Source organism: Paenibacillus sanfengchensis (assembly GCF_036864765.1).
Taxonomy (GTDB): domain Bacteria; phylum Bacillota; class Bacilli; order Paenibacillales; family Paenibacillaceae; genus Fontibacillus; species Fontibacillus sanfengchensis.
In genome coordinates this window covers 22,896-44,969 of the sequence record NZ_JBAGJC010000008.1, presented here as the reverse complement: position 1 = coordinate 44,969, position 22,074 = coordinate 22,896, and the positions used below count along the sequence as shown (strand labels likewise).

The window sequence follows — 22,074 nt, the reverse complement described above, 5'->3', positions numbered from 1 at the left end:
GCATACGAAGAAAATAGGAGTATTATTTATGCTCGCTTCCAATCCATATTATACCTTTTCATTACAGGAATTTCTAGCGATCACTTTTAAAAAAGTGCCGAGCCCCTACTCCTCCACCCGAATCTCCACCACCGACTCCGCCAAATCCACATCCTCATGATCGAGCCGCACTTTGACCTTGCCGACTCTGCGAGCTTCGCGCCATTTTCTCAGGTCTTCTTCATTCTCCAGCTTCAACTCCGCAATTTCGCTAGCCCGATCAAACATGTACTTGCTCGTATACAGACATGTATAAATCCCTTGCCCTCCTAGAGCAATGGGCTTGTCCCGACGATCCCAACGTTCAATCGTAAATTTAACATAAAGCTCCTCTTCTGTTCCGGGGCGAGCGGGTCGCTCCGTGATCTCCCGTCTCCGAACTACCTTCCAATCCTGAACGCGGCCGAACCATTGAATCCCCGTGTCCCCTTGTCCTTGGAACTTTTTGCGCGACTGACACATCGCGATGTATTCGATTTGGGTAAGGAGCTTGTGGTCTGCGATATTCTTAAGCGGCATATGGTAGAAACGATGCGTCAAAGCCATGTCCAGTTGGGATGGCCCCCTTAGTGAACCGACAAGAACATTTTTGCCGGCAAACTTGTTGTAATAATACTCCATCGTTCCGCGGGGGCGGGTGGAACGTTCGTAGGCTTTTTCCGGGCTGTCTTGGATCATCTCGTCAAGAAGTTGCTCCATGAGATTTGTAGCATTCGGCAGAAACGGAATCGCCCCGATGTTAACTAGCTGAATGCTTTTATAAAAAGGATGCTCCCTAAATTTCACCTCATCCGGATACGGAAAAAGCACATACGCCCCAAACATACTCCGCTCGAACTCCCCGTTCCGCTGATCTTTGTACACAATCGCATCCCGATACCGATGCATCGTGTTAATATCCTCTTCCTCTGGCCCAGGCTGTTGATACTTCCTCCAGTAAGGTGTCCCTTCATAAGCTGGATTTAAGCGGTATTTTGCATCAAAAATATATTTATACTCGATCGCCGCGTCATTCTTTTTCAACGTCAGCACATTATCCGGTCTCTGCGCCAACGTAGAAGTGGTGTCTTCCTTAGGCAAGGAATTATAGTAGAGAGTAAAGACCTCGCCATTCCGCGGATTTCGATAAACCATCTTCGCCTTTTGCCCACGCTCCAGCGTCACAAAAAGACCATTACGATTCACCTTAATCAAATCCTGGCTAACCAGCTCATATTTTCGCTGCATTAACTCGTGGATTTTCAGGAAACACCAGTACTCATACAGCTGCGCCAAGTCCTTCATCGATAACCGGAACAAATCCCCTTGAATGGATAGGCCCTTCATCAGCAAAAGATAAATCCGATATACCTCCCGATACCCCGGAGCCATCTGCAAGACGAGCGTCAACGAAACCTGCCTCATATCCCCCACTTGTAAAAAGTCCTGCTGCAACAGCCGCTGTAACTGCGAACTCATCACGTCAACTTTTTTTAGTAATACGGGATCTGGACTCCCCTTCTTCGCTACGTTTGTTCTGAGTTCCTTTAACTTCGAGGTGATGCGTAGCAATGCCCAGCGAATAAACCGATTTTCCGCCGTATCAAAGTCCATATATCGTCTGGTTTCAAGCACATGGGTAGGTTGCTGCAGCCCCGGAACAAAAAGCTCCGGCCTTTTGCGCAAAAAAGCAATATTTTCCTTCCCTACCCGCTTCGCCCTCGACGCCTCCACAAGATGAGATTCGCGTCGCATTTTGTAATGGGGTGCATTTTTGATGCGTTCAATACCTTGGGTTAGCTGCCCAAAAACCTGCTGCAATATCGTAAAAAACTCCGTCACACTCTGATACCGAGTCTCTCTCAATCCCGTTAAGTGAAACGTCTTGCGAAGAAAGTCAAAAGACAGATTATAGATCTGCTCATTAACCTCCCGCAAAATCACTTCGTAATCGTGCTTGTAGTCCATTTTTGACGGAAACACTTCCAGTTGGAGCTTAAAGATTACCTCCCCATGCAGGCGAAGCTCAAGTTCCGTCAAGCCTACTTCATTTTGAAAGTTAAGCACACCCGACAAAATCCTACTGCCCAAGGGTTTAACAGCCTGCCGAAGGTGAAGATTCTCATGAAAAAAGACAATCGGTAGATCCTGCTTCTTCTCCACGACGAGTTCATAGCTTTGCGTTTCATAAAACAAGGGCTCTGCCTGATCACCAGGATTCCATGCTTGGAGGCCCATTGTCTGGTGAGAAAACACTTGAACCGAACGAATCTCTACCCTAGAAGTGGGGACCTCCACATGAAAATGGGCATCCGCCCAGACATCACCCTCCTGACGATGGAGCTGCAAAGTCTCAACGGTCGGATGAAACGGCTTCCCTTGAATATATAGATTAAAAAGATTGCTCTCGATTCGCAGCAGCTCAACCGGTGCATTACGATAACCAGTAAGAGGTGAATCCATCTTCTTCAAGCCTCCGTAACATCGAAGCGATTTTCCTTGCACTCAGCGGATACTTGGCCTGATTTAACAGATCACTGAGCTTGCGGCCCTCGAACAATAAAGCTGCATCGTCCATATAGTCGTTGACGACAAAAGAGGAGCCCACACACTCCCGCATCAAATTCAGGAGAACCCTCCGGATGGATGTGCTGCTGCCTTGAATGCGTGGCAGTATTTTTTGAAGCAACTGATGATCAAACGCCTCTTCTTCTGAAAATAACCCGAACCGCTCATTATAGAGCATATAAAAGCATACCGCATCCCGAATCCGAAACCCGACATGGGCATGGATCTCCTCTAGAATACGATTGATTTGCACTAGTACATCCGTTGTCTTCGTGATGAGTGCTTTCGATTCGGCATGATAGGCATCGACAAGCTGAAGATAGTCGCTTCTTAGGAACTGATTTGAAGTAGGCTCTGGACCTAGCTCTGAACCCGGGTCCTCATCAGGAAATTGAGCTAAAAAGATATCATTAAATTCTATCGTATTCGCCCGGTCAAGCACCTTTTTGCTAAAAGGATGTGTCGTCTCGTCCATATTGACCGTTCCGATCAAATACACATTTTCAGGAATCGACAAATTGCCATACACCGCCTGATCCTCATCCTGCACAAGTGAATTGCCGTGAATGATTGGAGCAGTTGTAATACGACCATCCTTCCATTCCTGTGTCTCCAGAATACTGAGCATATCGCTGAAGTAGTGCTCCACTCGAGCCAAGTTCATTTCATCAAGGCAAATGAAGTAGGGTTTGCTCGGGTTTTGGGATGCCTCCAACAACACTTCGGTAACGCGACCTGGACGGAATTTGCCCGACAAATCACTATAGCCGATCAGGTCGGATGGATCGCTCCAGTCTGGACGGACAGGGATCAACGTAAACTGACCATTCTGCGCAGTGGCTCCCATCGCCTCAGCAAAAAGCTTGATCAGCTTCGTTTTCCCCGTTCCCGACACGCCTGCCAGGATAACGAAGGGTTTGGTTTTGAGGGAGAGGTAGAAGTTTTCGATTAATCCGGGTGGGTATGCGAAACCTTTATGTTTAATGTACGTTTTGATACTATCAAGACGCTCGCGAACTACCTCATCATCCATTATCTCTTCCACCGTTTCCACAGGATATTCTGGATCATCTGCCTGATCTGTTTGAAGCTTCCGATCGACGTACTCTTGATAAGTCGTCATCAGTTGCTCTAAATCTGCAATTAATTGATCGTCGCTTGGAATATTAGAAGCATCATACCGCTTATAAGCGGCAGTAGATACTTGGTAATCACGACCCAAACCGGCTGAAGTGAGATGGATATTCTCATCTGTAGAAAAACCCTCAAAATCCAGGCTTTCTCTTAGTTCAATCACCTTTTGTTCTAAGAAAGCATAACCTTCCCTTTTTCCTAGATCAGTTTTTGGCTTCGTGACTCCCTGGTTAAAAGTCAAGTAAACCGCGCTCATGTCCTCCGCAAATAGATAAACAACATATTCCCCGTACTGTGTTGACTTCGTAATTCGCGTATCCATGAGTGCTATCCATGGCACCCCCGCCCAATTCCCCTTCCCCACCGATCCTTGAATTCGAATGTGCTCAGAAACAAAAGGAAGCGATCGAAGCTGTTCTGGTAGTTTTCTTCTGAATAGAGCACCTAATGGATGATTAGCAAAGGGTTCAGACTTAGCCCCATGATATGTATGTAGAATATGATCTAGGCTTTCTTTAAGAGAGAAGTTAAATCCTTGCTTAGATCCAAGCTGACTATGATACAAGTCTAATTCTCGATTTGCATAATCCTGAAGCTCAGACAACAATTCTTCCCCCTGCGACCATACTGAATCCGCAAATGTCAAAAAGGCCCCCTCCGATTGTTTAACAACAACCGAACGAAGCGCTTCTATTGGAGTTTCGAGTAAGGATTTTACTTGTGGAATACTCATGAACTCCCACCGATCTGTAACCTTCGGCGGTGGTGAGTCCACAACAAGATTTTGAGTCTCTCTATATTGGTAATAGGTCAGGAACCGTCTCGCCACATCATCAAGTTTGAGCATTTTGTCGTGTGTTTCCTGCCAGGTCTCAATCATTGCAAACACAAGCACCATTTTATAGGACTTTTGCTTTGAACGAAAAATAGAAGAAAGTTCGACTGGAAGTGACATGCTTTGTCCTCCGGGATAGTGATAGGTTTTTGGCACAATTTATTAATTAGGAATAGTTACTTTTAATTTTATTAGTTACCCCCTTCTAAATTTATCTTGACGCCAATACGGGAATAGTAGCTTAGCCCCAAAGCAGCAATTAAGATGAATTAAAGGATAGACGATAGAACACAGCCATGGGATAAAGCCAAAAGCCTATGAAGGGTACCGGCGAGCTTTGCCTGAATAAATGCCATTGATGAGATCTGCAAACTCTAAATCCCCTTGTTCAACCATCAGCATATTGGTCGAACTTATCAAGCGCATTGTTTATCAAACTTGACATAGACCATCCTCCAAGACAGCCGGCAAAGCTCACGAGGGAGCAGCGCAGTCACTAGTCGTCATATCAGTAATTTATAAAACCAATCATTCACAACTGATAAAACGATAGACTACCACTTCCAAACTGTGGTTATACTCAGTTTATATAACCAAATCCCCCTTTGAAATCCACTGTTTCTACTCCTCATGTAACTTACACTCGATCGAAATCATTTAATAAATTTAAATATAAGTCTTGTGCTAAATGAAGCCGTATCTCTGGCCTTCTATGAAATCTGGGAATTAAAAACCTTGTTTTAAAGTATTCCGTGTACTCTTGGAAGGGGAGAAACAAAAACTCTGGTTTTGATGTTTCGCCTTTTAAATATTCCTTAAAATTAGTAGCAAGTGGAGAGATGAACACTTCTCTTTTAATTCCATGTTGAAGGACTGGTGTCCTAGAATATCCTAAAATCTCCATAGTTTTTTTTATAACTCTCATTCTCCAATTTGGCCCATTACCAAATTCATGCCCGTCAGCATACTTTTCGTCTCGTTCAGATAAAAATTGACGCATTAATCTAAACACTTCCTCTGAGACATGAAAATGTCCAAACCCAGCTGTAAACCCAATTTTCTTCAATAGGAGTCTCCGACTTTCTCCTTTATCAAAATATACTCGATTGTAAACAGATGATTTTCCTAGAGCCGAAGTTGTGGTGATTAAGACTAAATCAGCCGGCTTGCTCTTCCCTTGAATAATGGTCTGCTTATCTTTATATTTACCTCCAAAATAGCCCCTTACCTCATTTGTACTTAAAACCCCTGCTAAATATTTTCCAACAAGCAGTTGGTTATATGGAGGAATGGCACCTAATACATAGGCATCCATTACATTGAATAGTCGTTCTTTACGGTCCTGAGCATTCCACCCAATATAGTCATCACGTACTTTTAAATTAAAAACAGGGTCTCCTAGAGCTATTATCCCCGCAAGCTTTCCGTTACTCCTATCCATGACTAAAAATCTCATTCTTCTTCCATAACCCTTACTCACAGGGACACTCCAAAGTAAAGTTGCTATTCTAAAGAGTCTTCCTGTCCAGTCGTTTGAGGATACTGGTATAAGCTCAGGTCTAAATTTTTCCGGGTCAATCTCTACTCCGTTTGCAAAGTAGGCATTAATAAGATATTTCCCATACTCTTTAAAAAGTTTAATATCCTCCATATGACGAGTTCGCTTTTGCTGATGATGTAGTCTTCTAATGTCCTCTTTTGATGTTAATACAGGAGGTCGAATTTGATCACCAAGAATTAAATAACCTTGCTCTTCTAGGGATTCGAATAATGTATCCTTCATTTTCTTTTTTGTTATTTTTACTCGTGAAGAAGGCAACTTTATCCCCATCCAATCTAGTCTTAAAAGACAAATAAAAAGATTAATGGACACCACCATACTGGAGGGCAGGTGGTGTCCACATTTATGCTTCAAGCATACTCTTAATCTTGTTGTACACCAACGGCAGATTCCTGGTCAATAGGTATTCATTTTCAACAAACACCTTTAATCCATTTGAATGGGCTAATAACGGATGATAGTCTCTAATATTTTTAGAATCGAATAACGAATGATAGGTACCTACAGCTATTTTCTGCTTTTGTCCATATATTGTTAGAGGAATTCCATCTTCAATTGTTGTCACTTTATACCCGTCTAATTCTAATAAGCGTTTTAATGTAATCAGTTTTTCTGACTGCTCTTTTGCCGTTTCTATTTTTGGAACGTCACCATTGAATAAATGTTTTAAAAGCGCTGCACCTATAAAGCGATCTAAATTGGAATGCCAATACTGATTTTTGTAATGCCTCATACAATTTGTACAAGATCGATCACAATTACTCGGACAATGCTCTAAAAGATCCAATGTACTGTTAATTATAAACTCAAGTTGTTGGCCTGCTTGTTCTGCATAACCAGCTCCGCCCGATAATGTATCAAAAAGATAAATATCTGCACGTAACGGCTTGTTATCGGACCCAGCTTCAATTAACCGATAGCCCGCTTGAAATTCAGTTGGGTCGATATCCAACTGTTTACTTGAGGCTAACAATAAAGCTTCAGAAATGGTTCTGAGACCATCGTGTAAGATACTTAACGTTAATCTAGAGTTTGCATCCCTAACTAATGGTGAATCAATTTGTACCCTCAGTAATAATAAGTCGGTTTGAAATTGATGACCTAATACAACTTTCTTAAAGTGGCCATCGCACTTAGGTGTAACATTGATTCCCTCACGTGGCTCAACCTCATAGGGACGATGATGCGGACCCTTTCTAGGCTTCTCGCTATTGAATACCGATGCGGCCCCACATTTAACACAGACCGAGAAACCATCATTGGTTTCATCATCCCCTTTGTTTACCATAACTAAGCGCCGATCTTTTGCATATGTGAACTTAATATTTCTACCCAATTCACCCCAATCTGTTAGATCGTCTTCAGCAAGAGGAACTGGGAATTGAGCAGACGTCGCGTAGGTATAATCCTGTTCTTGATCGCCTTCAATAATTGCTCTTCCTTCTTCAGGGTGAAACACTTCCGGAATTAGCATTTCTGATTTGATTAACTTAGAATTACAAATTGGACAACTAGTTAGGATCCTTTGGTCAGAAATTATGTCTTGTACGAAAGTACACTTTTCACAGGTGACATAGGGGCGTATATTTCTTCTAAATAACGGAGCAGCCCTGTCTGGATCTGTTACGTGTGCATTATTTGCTGTTATACCACCTGAACGATAAGTAGTTTTATCGACAACTATCTGTCGGCCAGGTGCAAATTCACTTAGTGCTTTATCTATAGATTGCTGTGGCCTCTCTTTTACAAGAACCTTGAAACCACCTTTCCTCTTTAGCCTTTCTTCAATGATAAAACTACATAAATTCGTTGGAAATGCGTAACTAGGCAAAAGCCCCTCATCAAAAAGGTAGGCTAGTAACTCATCCTTAGAATCATTGTTAGATTCGTCAATGTCCTCATTATCGTCACTATCCTCGGATACTACAGTTTTTAGATTTGAGTCAAAAGAAAGCGACTTGATTTCTAAAATGTCTACCAATTCTTTTGTTACCTCTAGTACCCAGCTAGTATTATCATTCGAGATACCTTCAGGAATCCATTTCACCAAAGACTCTAATAGGCCGTCCTTATTCCTAAGCAATTGATCATTTATCCAGGTTTTGAATGATGACAATCTAAATGGATTATTTTCATTCTTACTAAAGAAATCAGATGTAGCTCCAAGTGTTGAGAACAGACTCCTGCTGCTTTCAAACTTTACACCTTCGTCTATTAAATGATGAAAAAAAGTTTGAAAGAGAAAAGCATGCACATGTCTTCGAGCAATTTTTTCATTATTTGTTTTAATCATAGGTTGTCTTGGTGTACCAGCAACGATTTCCTCTGGGTTATGGAAATAGTAACTATCATGGGGACCCCCTTGAGCAAAAGTAATTACTGTGGAAACTGCAGACCCCCTACGTCCTGCTCGCCCAGCCCTTTGTTGATAATTTTCACGTTGAGGAGGTACATTTCTCAGACCTACAGCAACTAAAGAGCCAATATCAATTCCAACTTCCATTGTTGTTGTGCAACTCAAAATGTCAACAGGGCCATTTTCGACATCTATTAAAACATCTTGAAAACGAAGTTCATATTTTTCTGTTGTTGCAAAGACAATCCCCGCGTCCCTATTTGATAACTGGGCCGTATGCTCTTCAGCTGTAACATGTTGGGGGCGTCTACCATTAAAAAGAGCTTCAACGACCGGGTTTCTTAAATAACCCTTCCTGGATTGAATATACTTATTAGTATTAGGGTCTATTATCTCTATGTCGGCACTTCCGCAATTAACACAGCAGTTCCCAATAGCCACTGGATGAATTTGGGTGCACAGATTACACGAATACCAAGGTGATTCAGTGTCTATCGCAAGTACTACAGCATCATTTTTGACTGAAAAAGCATTACCATCGGAATCACAGAGTCGCCTTCTTAAAATATCTTGTATGGAGTCTATTTGGAATTCACAACATCCGTATTTATCTACCAATAACCGTATAATTGTTTCACTTAGTTTCCCGTCACCTACCCAGCTTTTCTGGGGATATCCTGCTGCTTCTCGCCGTACCGAAGATGAAATCAAACTTTCAGTACCAAAAGCATATTCTTCTAGTAAGCTGTTTAGAAAACCATATATAATGGCGTCTACTGCATCACTCGGAATATCAGTAGATATTGTATTTATGTCTCTATAAATATTTTTGGGCTGAGCAGCTCTTACATATCCCAATAAAGCAGATTGTAATGAATATTCCCTATTGCATATTTGACGTAACAAAGCTTTATAATAACTTGGGCTAGGAAGTGGCTGCCAATCATTTTCTAATGCCTCTTCAAGAGATCCCTCATAATCAGATTGAAATTCCCTAACATCACTTGTAAGTCTTCTACGATCATCTCCATCAAAAAACTGTAAATTAAATTCAGCGACAACAGAAATAAACGATGCATAGAGCAGCGAGTTTAACTTTGGGTTTCTGTTCTTGATTTTATTATATTTAACAACTGCTAAAGCAATTACTTGTCTAAACGTATCCCATTCAACTTCTCGAGGAATGTCCCTTGCCAGCCTGGCTGCTTTCTGCCGGCCGTCAGAGAATAGTAGTACCTTCCTCCCCCCATTAGGATTTTCAACGGTCTCAGCCAATCTAGGAGGTTGTAAAAGAAGTTGGGATTTTACTAAATTCGCAAACGGAGCTTCACCCTTTGTAACCAGATCCATTATTTTACTCCGACCACGCCACTTTTTTAGACAGATAGGACATGATTTATATACATGTTCATTGGAATCTAATTTCGAAACAGGTCTGTAGACCTTAATAAATCCATTAAAATCTTTAGGCTCTTCTCTCATTAGATGACCCGTAGTGACATCAAGCCAAGAAGGTACACAATTAGCCATTGCATCACGGTGAGGCTCTCCATCAACTAATAATTGGATCTCCCTCAGGTGATGAGGTTCGTCATCCTCTATTCCTACTTCAGTAGTCGGTTCATTAAGTAAAAAGTTATCGGTTCCTCCCCGAATATACCCTCGAATGAATGCTGCCCCACAGTCTCTATGAGTTAACAGTTCATATACACGTCCCTTTTTATTACAGTTACAATGCAGTCGAGGGGTCGTATATAAACGTCCTAATATATACTGCTCGTTTTCTTCTTCTGAAAGCCGTTCTGTACAATAAGGATTTATACATGCATATAAACCAGGTAAGCCCCTGTAGAAGAGATGCAACCTTGTTGGCAAAAATACCCGATTATCCGTTGCCCTTTTGGCATAAGCTCCTAATGCAATCAAAACCTCGGTTGCCGAGTTAGCGGTTCTTAGAGAAACATTGGGAAATAAAGAAATACTTATTTCCTTTAAAGGCACAGCCCTGCCGCTAAGAGTGATTACCATCATTTCTGCTGGTCCCCAATTTTCCAGATGATTATAAATATAATTGGGAAGTTCATCGATGCTCTTAGGTATATTACTCCAACCAAGAGTTACTCCCAACTTCTCAATTTGACTTAAAGCTAATCCGGGATCTACAGCTGCATTTTGAAAACTAGTGAGGTCCACCTTAGCCAAGGCCTCAGCTTCAAAGGTAGTACCAGGAGATGCGCCACTTCTTTTTTCTTTTACCCCCTTCACCAGCTTTATTTTAGAAAAATCACTAAGGCCTGTAAGTTCAGCAGCAAACCTTTTCGTTGCAATCTCTGCCTCTTTGCCCTCTCCCAAACTTGCACTTGTTAGGATACATTTTAATCTATCTCTACCTATTCCTAAGCGGGCCATTAACCTTCTAATTAAAAGAGCGACTTCAGCACCACCAGTGCCTCGATACATATGTGCTTCATCCAGTACAAGAATTAATTTATTGTCGACATTACTTTCTAACCATGCTTTTGTCTGATTAAAAATAGGACGCTCAATAGGCCTAATTAACATATACTCAAGCATCGAATAGTTAGTAATAAGTATGTCGGGGCATGATTGGTGCATCTCGTGTCTGGTTAATAATTCCCTATCTGAAGGCTGAGTTTTTAATCTTTTATGCCAATTCCGTTTAATATAGTTTTTACCCGATTTCACCCCAGATTGATATACTGCTTGCTCCTCCTGTTCTTTAGCAAAGAAATTAACCAAATCCTTACTCGGCCATTTCCCTTTTTCTTCAAAGATTGAAACCATCTTAGAGTCGCTTACTTGCTTCAAATAGAAATCTTCAAAGAGGGGGGCTATATGAGTATTGTTTTTTGAATTACCAAATTCCCCTGGATACGGGGTTCGTGATGTATACGATCCAAACCTGATTGGACGATTGCGGGAACCTTTTAGAATTTCCGAAGACCTCTCGTTACCAAATAATCGTCTAATTCTTCCGAGTTGGTCATTAACTAATGCGTTCATTGGGTATAATAAGATTGCTCGGCAACCGAACATATTGGCAGTATCCTGTCTATCATAAGCTTCAATCGAAAGCTCCCCAATAATCGGCATTAAAAAACTTTCCGTCTTACCAGATCCAGTACCTGTTGCTACAATAATATCCTCCCCATTACCGAGAAATGCCTCTAAAGCTTCTGACTGATGTTTGTAAGGTTTCGGAAATACCCCCACACTTGGAGAAACTTTTGAAAGCCTAGTAAGAGTATCCTTTGCTGGCTTGGGAATATCCAACTCAGTATATGCACATCCCAATTCATAACTAGGCGTTGATTCAACAAACGGCTCTTGATGGATATATCCGATCGTTTGCAAGAGTTCTCTTCGCTCATTTATTAGTGATAGATTTCTAATATGATAAGTTGATTCAAGGTATAATCTTAAAGAATCATGAAGCGCTTTCGACATCCCAAATACGCCCAACGAATCGTTTGAAGTCATTTTACTTTTCCTCTCTATAAATAATGGAATAACCCAAACTTTTTAAAAAGGAGTTGACATATTCTCTATACTCAGGATGTATATAATACTTAGGATATCCTGACTTTGACGGAACTCGGTAAGAGAAAATAGATAAAAACCTATCGACAGACGTCGGAGTATGAATTAGATTTAACCCGTTTTTGTGCCATGTAGCCCTGATTTTGGACTTATGTAATAATTGAAGTCCGTTTGTTAACCATAATATTTTCTCTTTATCCTTTACTACAAATTCTCTCTTGAGAATTCCTTTTTCAAACACACCTAAAAAATAGTACCTAGGTCTATATAAAGTTCTGCACAGCATGACCTTGGATATTCCGAAGGATGCAAAGGTATCGTAACTCAACCACATTCGCTTTGATTTATACTGCAGAGAGTTATCTGAAAGAAATACCTCAAACCTATCAAAAGAAGATAAACTTGTACTACCATATCTCTGAGCGTAATTACATTCTATTTGTGCCCAACCCAAAGTGTCTGTCGGTATCCAACCTACCCAATCATTATATAATTGCCATAAGTTTGAATCTGACAATAAATCTACTGGGATATCCTCTTTCATTAATATTCTACCTAATCCTCGCGCCTTGACCTTGGGTAATATTGAATTAATCTCTTTAGTACTGCGAGTTCCAATTACTGCAACATAGCTTTCACCAAGATATCTAGGTAGTTCAACGAATCTTACCGGAGAGGGTAACCAAAACCCATTACGAACATAAGTGCAATCTCCAATTAAGGCTAAGTTCCATAATGTCCACTTCATTAAATCAGATGAATCATTGTGTTCTTCAGATTTAATTACTTCAGTATATTTTGTCAAATTTCTTGTCTTTAGTTCCGTCCAGATTCCTTCTAATTGAGCATTAACAACATTCAGCAACTTCATAATATAGACCGGTTCCACTTTATCTCTTTCATGCAATGAAAGTTTGTTAAGGGTTATTCGCAAATATTCTGCAATAACTATATATTTTTGAATCATTTTATTCTTTAATACAGGTTTTAGGGGAAGACCAAGATATTGAAATAAGATCTCCATGCCGGCTTCTATATTTATTGCTCTCATATCATTTCCTCTTGATTTACAATTAATTCAATTAACAACTTTGAACGGTCATCTAGTTCAATCTCACTCAGAAACTCTGATAATTTGCTTTTTCTACATACATATAGCATTGGTATCAACCACCCAAATGTGGTGTTAAGTCCGACTGTTTTATAGTGCATCCGTTCACATAATAAAGAACTTATTCGTTCAGCGCTTAACACAGCTTTCCGCCACAATACTCCAATAGCAATGCTATTTGACCAATTAGGTAGTCCTAGACCTTCTTCATCTAAAAGCATAGTAGATGAATCTTGCATAACCTCATCAATAATATTTGGATTAATTTTGCCATGTACTGGTGTAACCGCAAACTTATCTCCCCATTTTAACGCATCGGTATTATAAATTGGACCAATATCAATAACCCCTTTGCTTAAAGGTAAGGCACCTGCGCCTTCAGTTATTGTTGCTAAAATTATAATTTGTAGATTTGTATTGATCCTGAGTATTCTATCCGAAATAAATTTATGAAGTGCTGCCCCATAAACCTCAAATGTAGACCTATTTATCCCTTCAATTAATATAACAATAGGGCCTGCCTTTTTATTTGGAATGAGGCTCTCAAACGCCAATTCAAATGGAGTTGGACTCATCATCCCCAATGGGATTTTTATTACGTATATTGAATCTGATACCAGTGTTTTTGCAACTGTCTCCGCTACTGTGACTGCTAATGATCCCGAAAAGGTAACCATTTGTCCCGAAATAAACGCAGAAATAAGTTCTACTGAAAGTTTTCTTGCATGAGTCAAAATAATTCCTATTTTCTTAAGATTCTCTTCCAACTTGGAAACGGACTCTTCAATCCCCGTTAATAAAATCGGATCAGAAATGTCCTTTTGGAGAAGAAGAACAACTTCTAAGCCATTCGTATCTTTAGAAATCTGCTGAGTTGTGACGGCTGTATGCGCTACACTAGAGAACGTGTTCTCCAAATCGGTCTTCATTTGGAAGAGTTGCTCTAATACTTCGGTATAGGTCTCCCTTTGCCTTTCTATTTCTTCTGCCATTTCAATAAGCTTAGTATTAAAGGAATCTAATTGTATTTGAGAGATCCTCTCGACTTCTGAAATTCGACTGATTATTTGACTATTAATTCCTGTACTGTTTTTATCGAGCTCATATATTAGTTTTTTGCATTCATCAAGCTTACTTTCTAAATTTTTTTTTAGTCCTGAAAGTTTCCTTTCATAGGTATCAACATTCTTATATTCATTGACTCTAATATCCAATTTATTTATTTCTTCTTTAAACCCACTATATTCCTTAGTTAATTTTATTACTTGTTTCGTAGTGTTATCGTTTATTACTTTAATTTGTTGCCCTATGCTTTTTATTTCAGTTTCATTTTGTTTTAAGCGCTGGTCGAACGTATTAAACTTTAATCTTTGTGTTAATTCATCATGACTAGGGGCTAGTTCTAAAAGTTCCTCAACTTCTGAGTCAGGCAAAAAAGGACTGAATTCTAACCAAGTATTTAACGCTTCACGTGTTAAAAACTCACTACCACGTTGTTGAATTAGTTTCCTCACTAGGTCTTTTAAATTTTTATCTTCGTAATGGGAGTCAAGTTCCCTTACTAGTTCTACTTTAGATTTGAAATTTAAAGCATGCCGAAAAGATTCATTTGATTGTGTCCATGCCAACCATATCTCCTTCATGAGTTCCCAGTCTTTTTCAGTCCAACGAAGTATCTTTTTACAATATTTATTTATCTTCATCTCAACTTCTTTTTCCGGTCGGAATCCATTTACTTTAGGTAGCCGTTTTAAGAGCACTGTTAATAGGGGAGTTGAAACACCCTTAATAAAATTAACTAGCTTCTCTGTTTTAACTTTAGAGATTATATTTTTTTTTTCGATAGAATAAGTTAACGTCATATCAAGGTCCTCCTTAATTCTTTCTTCTATCTTCAACAGCCTTATTTAATTCCTTTATGATAGTTATGTATTGGCTAGAAAATTCGACCGGAATTAAAGAGTTTAAAAGCTTAATAACCAGAGTTTTGTCCAAGGCACACAAATAATTAAGATACTGATTATTCCAATATGGAGCAGTCCGAATATTTCTGAATCCATTTCCCATTGAGTGTACTAATAACCACTTTACTCTCATTCGCCAATCAGCACTCATATTTATTTTCTTATCAACTTTGGTCTTAAAATTCACACAAACCCTTCCATATTCTGTAGCCTCAATTACTAAATGAGTTAAATCCATTGATAAAAAATCATTTAAAAGCGCACAAAGTTGGTCAGCAACACTTGGACCCATACTGTTGTCGACTAAGTCTCTTTCATATGTTTTATTTTCACCAGCAACTCCCCACCTGATATTTATGCTCAAACGACTTGGCACGTCTATCTTCTCCAGGATAATATTTTTCGAGTACCAACTCTTAATGAACTCATACGTTTTAGAACTATGAAGACTTACAGAAACCAACTCGTTAGTGTCATGTTTATATCCAATAAATTTTATACTAGGACTTTCTAATGATACTTTTGGTTCGTGAGAAGCAACTGCAAGCTGAATTCCGTTTTCAAACTCATTGTCAATCCAAATATTAAATTTCCCATTCTCTAATCGACCTAACGATATTAAATATGGAGTTGCTCCATTACCTCTATGTCTCGTTATTCTATTTTCACTAGAAGAATGAAAAAATATTTCGTTCCATTTCTTTGAACTTGCCGTGCCTACCACCGAAATTAGAACATCACTCTGAGGTTCTATTACTAGCGAATTATCTGGTAGTCTCGTTAAGGGTACCGGAGTAACCAATGTTATATCAGTTGGTGGAAACTCTACCTTTCTCTTCAACCTCTGCCTTACCCACGTCTGCACAGCATTGTTGTAATTTATTGGAAGATTAATGATTATTCCGGTCCAAGAGTCCAGCTTGTATAGAGATCTTATAACTAATCCCTCTGCATTCGGATACCACCCGGGGTCTGCTCCAACTTTCCATAGAATTATATATGTCTTTCCCCAAAACAATGACTGATTTTGGCGAAGTCGTCTCCCACCTTGAGGGGAATATTTAAAAACTGTAAAATTAGACAGACCCTCAATAGGCTGAATAACTCTATTGTACCAATCACCCTCGGTAAGGTTATCAACAATCAACTTATAGGCTGATTCTTTAGGATTTACTCCAATCCGTAGTCCGCCTGATTTTATTTGATTAATTGGAATAGTCCTTTCCCCTTGCTTTTCATATGGCACCTTTAAACATCCATAAGTTCTGTCTGGTTCAGGTATACCAATTTCTAAACACCAATAATATCGTTCAGTATCTTCGAATATTCGAATATATAACCCTAGCGTCCTCGAAAGCACTTCCTGTTGAACTGCCTTTAACAGTAATTTTTCAGCATAAGTACCCGGCATATATTTTTCGCACTCGGGATTAGCTTGACCAATTGCATGTGCAAAATAAACACGTTTTTTACCTTTTCGAAGTTGAACAGGAGCTTCACAGCTGGGACAAAGATAACCGTGATACTTCGATATATTTTGATCATATGCACTAATTTCTTCGTTCGTTATTGGATCAATAGCCCAGTCCATTTTTTTCTCTCTTTCTAAATTAGATTAGTACAAGAGACATATTGACTTATCTTATATATTATTCCACAACATGACTATATGATCCTTTATAAATCAAAACTTTTTTAGTAAATAATTGAAATAAATAATGACCTTCTTGTTTACTCAGTTCAGAATAATTTGCAAGGAAATTCAGAAATTGACTCACAATTGTAGAGAACTTTCATGCTCTTATAGCAAGTGCGAATATAGAATGAATAGGGAGATAGTTTCACAAAATCTATCACACCTAATATTTCATTATGAAATTGGGGACAAGGGTATGGGCAAAGTCACATATGTTACACGGAAGATGTGCTCTATAACGCCGATTCAATAAACCTTCTTCTAATTCCCCTCTTACAGGCCCGTGCGATGAAACTACTACTACTCCATCTCATCCCAAATTGCTAAAGTATCAATCACCTGAATCCTTATACGGATCAAACTCATCCGCTCCGGCCATACAAACGCCAATCGGTTTCAGCCCATGCATAACCTCATGTTTTCCCTTGCTCGTTCAGCACTTCCTGGAGCAACTGGTACACAAAAGGGCTCTCGTCCGTGCCCGCGCCGCGCAGTTCCACGCCGAAATCCCGGACGGCCGCCAGCATCTGTTCGGTGGTGATTTGGCCGCCGCTGCGGGTGCGTGTTTTCCAGTTCATTTTTCCGGCCGCTTGGGTCCGGCTCATGATTCGTCCCGCTCCGTGATAGTGATGTAGTAGGGATCTCCTTCCATCAACACAACAGTATTAAAAATAGCGTGGGACGCCACCTCTTCATGTACCCAACAAAAAAAGAGCGCCATAATAGCGCTCAGTCTTTACTGTTCCTTAGATTTGTAACACCAAAAGGCACGTGGGCGGAAGGCGAGATACTTGATACGCCCTCAATATGACTGACTTGGTCATCAAAAAAGATATGGGGCCGGAACACCTTCATTACTCTCCCTTTATCAATTCCTCCTAAGAAGAATGCATCATCAACCCGTATTCCCAAACTCCTCAAGGTAGTTACAACACGTTCATGAGCCGGTGCATTTCTAGCCGTAGCAATGGCTACTCTAATCCGGGGAATATAGGATGCGTCGTTTTGTTTTTTCTCCCATTCCCGCTGCTGTAATCGCGCAACTTCTCTAATAAATTTATTTAACGGGCCCGGCGGAAGCGCCTCATTGGCCCTTTTTTTCTCATTCTCATGGAAACCCTGCATTCCAAGTTGTTGAAATATATTCTCTGACGAATCATCGGCAATAATCCCATCAAAGTCAAAAGCAATTCGCAATTCGATCTCATCATCGTCATCGATAAACTTAGTTGGGAATACCTGTGCAGCAGGAAGTCCATTTTTTAGAGCTTCTCTGACATCACTGGGATTAGCGGAAAGGAACAGCGAGGCGTTAAAGGCCTCCATATAAACATACGGATTGGACCCTGCCACAAAAGCAGCCCGAGAAATCGAAAGACCATAGTGTTCAATTGACTTAAACACACGAAGTCCAGTATCCGGATCATTTCTTGACAGCAGCACTACCTCGACCGGCTGCTCACTCGGCTCTTGGCTATTAATCGCTAATAGCCGCTTTATCAGCGGAAAAGCAACCCCGGGTTCCAATACAACTTGTTCGTGCTCATGCTGATATTTTCGGTACTCCTCCTCTCCTTTCTCCCTGAAAACATTATCAGATTCCTCGAGGTCAAAAAGAGCACTTGAGGCAACAGCGACAACAAACTTTTCATCTATAGGAAACGGCATATGATCCCCCACGCGAGTTGTTTTGGATAGTATATCATAGAACCTTTTGACATGAAGCAAACAAGGCACGAGAAGCATCTCTCTAGATGCTTACATGAGGTTCCAACACCGCCAACTTTCTTTTCTCCAAATCCTCTCTGATCTTCCCAATCATCTTTCCAACCTCCGGACCACGATAGACCAGAGATGTCTCGAATCGGCACCACTGACTTGATGGAACTCTCACGGCAGACAGCCAGTTAAACGAGCCTTCGATAAGCACATTGGAGTCTACCCATAACGCTTTACTATGAACTTTTTTAGTTAAATAGAGCTGGACCCCATGGTCCTGCAAAATTTGTTTTGCTTTAACATAATTGACTTTAAGCTCTTTCCTAAAATAATTCAGCGCTTCGTCCGTATATACGGTTACCGTCACGCCTCGCTTCACGGCTTCATCAAACATTGCCTCGAGCTGATCGGCTTTAATGGCCGCGGAAGACAGGAAGGGCGAGATGATGTGTATCTCTTTGTTAGCCGATTGAATACAATTTCTAAGAATTTGTCTGTGATCCTCCAGTTGATGAATATGCTCGACGGGGGCGCCATAACGCGTCTTAAAATAGTCGCCTAAATCCACATTCTTTATCTCGTTTTCTTCCTTGGCGAATAAATACTTCGCAAGTAAGCCGGAAGGTGTGGAAGTACCTGAAGAAAAGATCCCCATATCCCCAAAAACAAGAAAGCTATCTCTGGCTCGGGAGACGGCAACATTTAACATATAGACCCCTTGGTCGAAATAATAATCCGATTCATGATTGCTGTCGTATACGGGAGAAAAAATGACGATCGGACGCTCATCCCCTTGCAAAGTATGCACGGTCCCCGCTTTAACCCCTTTTAATCCGGCTTGTTCCAGCTTACTTTTGAGTAATCTTTTTTGTGGGGCAAACGGGGTCACAACCGCCACGATATCTTCGAGCCGCATAAGTCCTTCTTTGGAGTAATATTCAAGAAGTTTATCCTTGTTCCGGTCGATCCAACTCACAATGACTTCGGCTTCGAGCCTATTTTCGATGCTTCCCCCTCTCTTCTCCGAAGTGCCGGGAATATGAGCATATCCCATATGCGGTAGAAAGTAATCCTCTATGGATTTTCGTTTTGGTTCAAGTTTTCCATGATAAGCCAATTCATTACAATATTCGATGATCTCAGGTACACACCTCCGATGTTCAGTTAGCCAGAATCCCCCGTCCGACGCGGAGGTGGAGTATCTCGTTTGTCTTCTGGCCATTTCCATAACGGACCCGGACGATGCCAACATGCCGGTGTTCGTAAGATAGTCAAAGGTGTTCGATTGAGTTTGGAGTTCATAACGGTTCAAGTTTCCAATATCGACATCCGTAGGAATACTCCAGACCGGTTGAATCTGCAACGTATCCCCCACAATGATCGCTTTTTTGGCCAATGCGAAAGAGGCTCCCGCAACTTCGGGCACTACCTGACCTGCCTCGTCAATGATCAGCATGTCGATATATTCATACATCGGAAGTGTTTTTCCCTCCCATGCACTGAAGAAAGCGGGGAGCATGTATAAGGTTGTGACAAAACAAGGCGTTAACTTGGCCAATCTCCGCCAAAATAAAGAACGTCCCTGTCTTCCCTTATTCCGTTTATAGCCGGGGTCCGACAGCATTCTTTCTGTTTCCAGCAGCCATTGACCTTCCCAATAATGTACAGCAAGCTTAAACGCCTCGTAACGGACCGTTTTGTCCAGGTATTCCAGAATACTTTCGGTTTTGTCCATGGAAAGGCCGGAAAGAAGCTCGTCCCACTGATTTTTTGCAGAATAATATTCCGCCAGTTCCTTCTTTATATCGCCCAATCGCTCCTCGGATTCCACTCTCTCCCTGTTCAATCTTTCAAGACCATCTTTAAACCACTGATTAATGTGGTCTTCATCAGACAACTCCGGCAGCCGATTTACTGAGCAGAAATACTGGCCTCTTAGCTGCTTTTTACGCAGCGAAACGCTCTTCACCAAAGGAAATTTAAGCAGCAAAGAAACCCACCAGGGTTCTTCCATTAAAAACTTTCTCCACTCCATACCCAGCGTCTCTAGTTCGGCTAGTTCCTCCGCTGCTCGTTTTACCTTTTCGGTACGTTCATGGATCGCATTTTGAATGCCTTCGGGATACTTTTCCTGAATCGAGCGTTCCAATTCTTGATACAGCCCATGCGTGTTAACGATATGCTGAATTTCCAATAATTTTTCAACAAGCTTGCCATGCAATAAATCGATGGCTTCCTCGACTCTTTGAATATCCTGTGCCAAGTACCGAGAGCACTTCTCCAAATAATATTGAGAAGCCTGAGCCACAAAATCATTCGTTTCATATTCCTCAAAAAAGCCCTTAGGACCGCCTTTTCCATTCATAACAGTTAAACAGTTCGCGTTCACTTGTTCACTTTTGAAAGAGGATTTCAAGTAAGCCCCGTAACTCGCAATTTCAGGAATCCATCTGCCCGCAAGGGGTTTGTCCCCTACTTCATTCACCTTTCCAAAGCTACCGATGACGTTAGTAACCGCATTATTATTTGTGGAGGAAACCACAATTATAGGTGGATCCATTTTATAGAGGGCGTGGCGGACTACGGAAGTAGCGACAATACTCTGCAGAAGTGTGGTTTTCCCTGTTCCGGGCGGACCGTTTACCGCCAGCAAATCGCCGTCTTGTAATAGAGTCGCATGATGCATGGCTTGGCGCTGGGAAGGGGATAAACTAAACTGATTGCTCATCTGACCATAATGGTTGGCGGTTAACTTCTCCGATTCCGTATCCGGCAGTGATAGTAACGGTGATTTTCCTTCAATACTCGTGATCGTTGATAGCAAGGGGGATTGAATTTGATCCCTTTTAATATAATCATAGAGATCCCGCACGTTCTTAGATGTTCCGGTAACAAGCTCATTCGAAAAAAGATAGCTTTCGTCCGATAACTGATACTGATCATGCACCCATTCCAAAGGGGGTTGTCCCGTAACGTTTTTAAATAACTCAAGCGCAAAGCCGAAATATTCATTCCAGCACTCCCGATTTACTGAATGTTCCGAAAGATATTGATCAACTTGATCAATGGTACCCAGCGGCAAAACATCCGTTTCAACGGGCTCCAGATAGTCCCTGCAGATCCACGGCGTAAATCTCGGATGAGGCTTCAAACTCCCGGATATGTCCAGCATAGCCGGAATCCACAACGGAGCTATCACTTCCGGCAATTTATAATTGATCTGACTTCCATGTTGCTTTTTCACAAAAGTAACAGTGGGACACAGCATCACATCAAAGTTGGTTTTCTTCTTATCCTTCATTTTGGAAACAAACTGCTGCACGATGTCCAAGGGGATAACCCCTTGTTCAATCGCATCATATCGAATGAGATAGCCCCCAGGCTTCATCTTTTTAAAATCAGGATCTAACTGATCCGCGTCGGCTAAGCTGCTCTTCCAATACTTCAACACGTTGATCATAGTTGCCTAACACCTTTCCATGTCTAAAAATCTGTATCTTAAGGTTAGGGTTCGACATGATCTAGGAAAATCCTTCCTGATTTGTATGATC

Annotated in this window: 9 protein-coding genes and 1 pseudogene; all 10 read right to left on the bottom strand. The window is 41.0% G+C overall.

Translation table 11 applies throughout. The annotated features are described in order from the left end of the window. Positions 1–105 precede the first annotated feature (105 nt). Positions 106–2,481 (bottom strand): DUF2357 domain-containing protein, encoded by a 2,376-nt coding sequence (locus V4U84_RS17575; RefSeq protein WP_334074123.1) that lies wholly within the window; start codon positions 2,479–2,481, stop codon positions 106–108. Beyond that, positions 2,453–4,675, bottom strand: coding sequence for an MrcB family domain-containing protein (locus tag V4U84_RS17570; protein WP_334074122.1), 2,223 nt, complete (start codon positions 4,673–4,675; stop codon positions 2,453–2,455). The genes V4U84_RS17575 and V4U84_RS17570 overlap by 29 nt, the downstream gene beginning before the upstream one ends. Before the next feature lie 517 nt (positions 4,676–5,192). Further along, positions 5,193–6,374, bottom strand: a complete 1,182-nt coding sequence (locus V4U84_RS17565) for a Druantia anti-phage system protein DruA (RefSeq protein ID WP_334077618.1) — start codon at positions 6,372–6,374, stop codon at positions 5,193–5,195. A gap of 85 nt (positions 6,375–6,459) precedes the next feature. Beyond that, positions 6,460–11,973 carry a DEAD/DEAH box helicase gene (locus tag V4U84_RS17560; RefSeq protein ID WP_334074120.1) on the bottom strand — a complete coding sequence of 1,838 codons (5,514 nt, stop codon included), beginning with the start codon at positions 11,971–11,973 and terminating at the stop codon, positions 6,460–6,462. A 1-nt stretch (position 11,974) separates the two neighbouring features. Further along, positions 11,975–13,084, bottom strand: coding sequence for a hypothetical protein (locus tag V4U84_RS17555; protein WP_334074119.1), 1,110 nt, complete (start codon positions 13,082–13,084; stop codon positions 11,975–11,977). Next, positions 13,081–15,006, bottom strand: coding sequence for a hypothetical protein (locus tag V4U84_RS17550; RefSeq protein WP_334074118.1), 1,926 nt, complete (start codon positions 15,004–15,006; stop codon positions 13,081–13,083). Before V4U84_RS17550 ends, V4U84_RS17555 begins: the two co-directional genes overlap by 4 nt. 13 nt (positions 15,007–15,019) lie before the next feature. After that, a complete protein-coding gene (locus tag V4U84_RS17545; RefSeq protein WP_334074117.1) occupies positions 15,020–16,699 on the bottom strand; it encodes a competence protein CoiA family protein in 1,680 nt (559 codons plus the stop codon). Between the two features lie 436 nt (positions 16,700–17,135). Further along, a pseudogene (locus tag V4U84_RS17540) lies at positions 17,136–17,430 on the bottom strand (RtcB family protein); the annotation flags it as partial. A gap of 103 nt (positions 17,431–17,533) precedes the next feature. Continuing rightward, the gene (locus V4U84_RS17535; protein WP_334074361.1) at positions 17,534–18,472 is read right to left on the bottom strand and encodes a 5'-nucleotidase; all 939 of its coding nucleotides are present in this window, start codon (positions 18,470–18,472) and stop codon (positions 17,534–17,536) included. An 82-nt stretch (positions 18,473–18,554) separates the two neighbouring features. Continuing rightward, positions 18,555–21,983, bottom strand: a complete 3,429-nt coding sequence (locus V4U84_RS17530; protein WP_334074116.1) for an AAA domain-containing protein — start codon at positions 21,981–21,983, stop codon at positions 18,555–18,557. Positions 21,984–22,074: the final 91 nt, after the last annotated feature.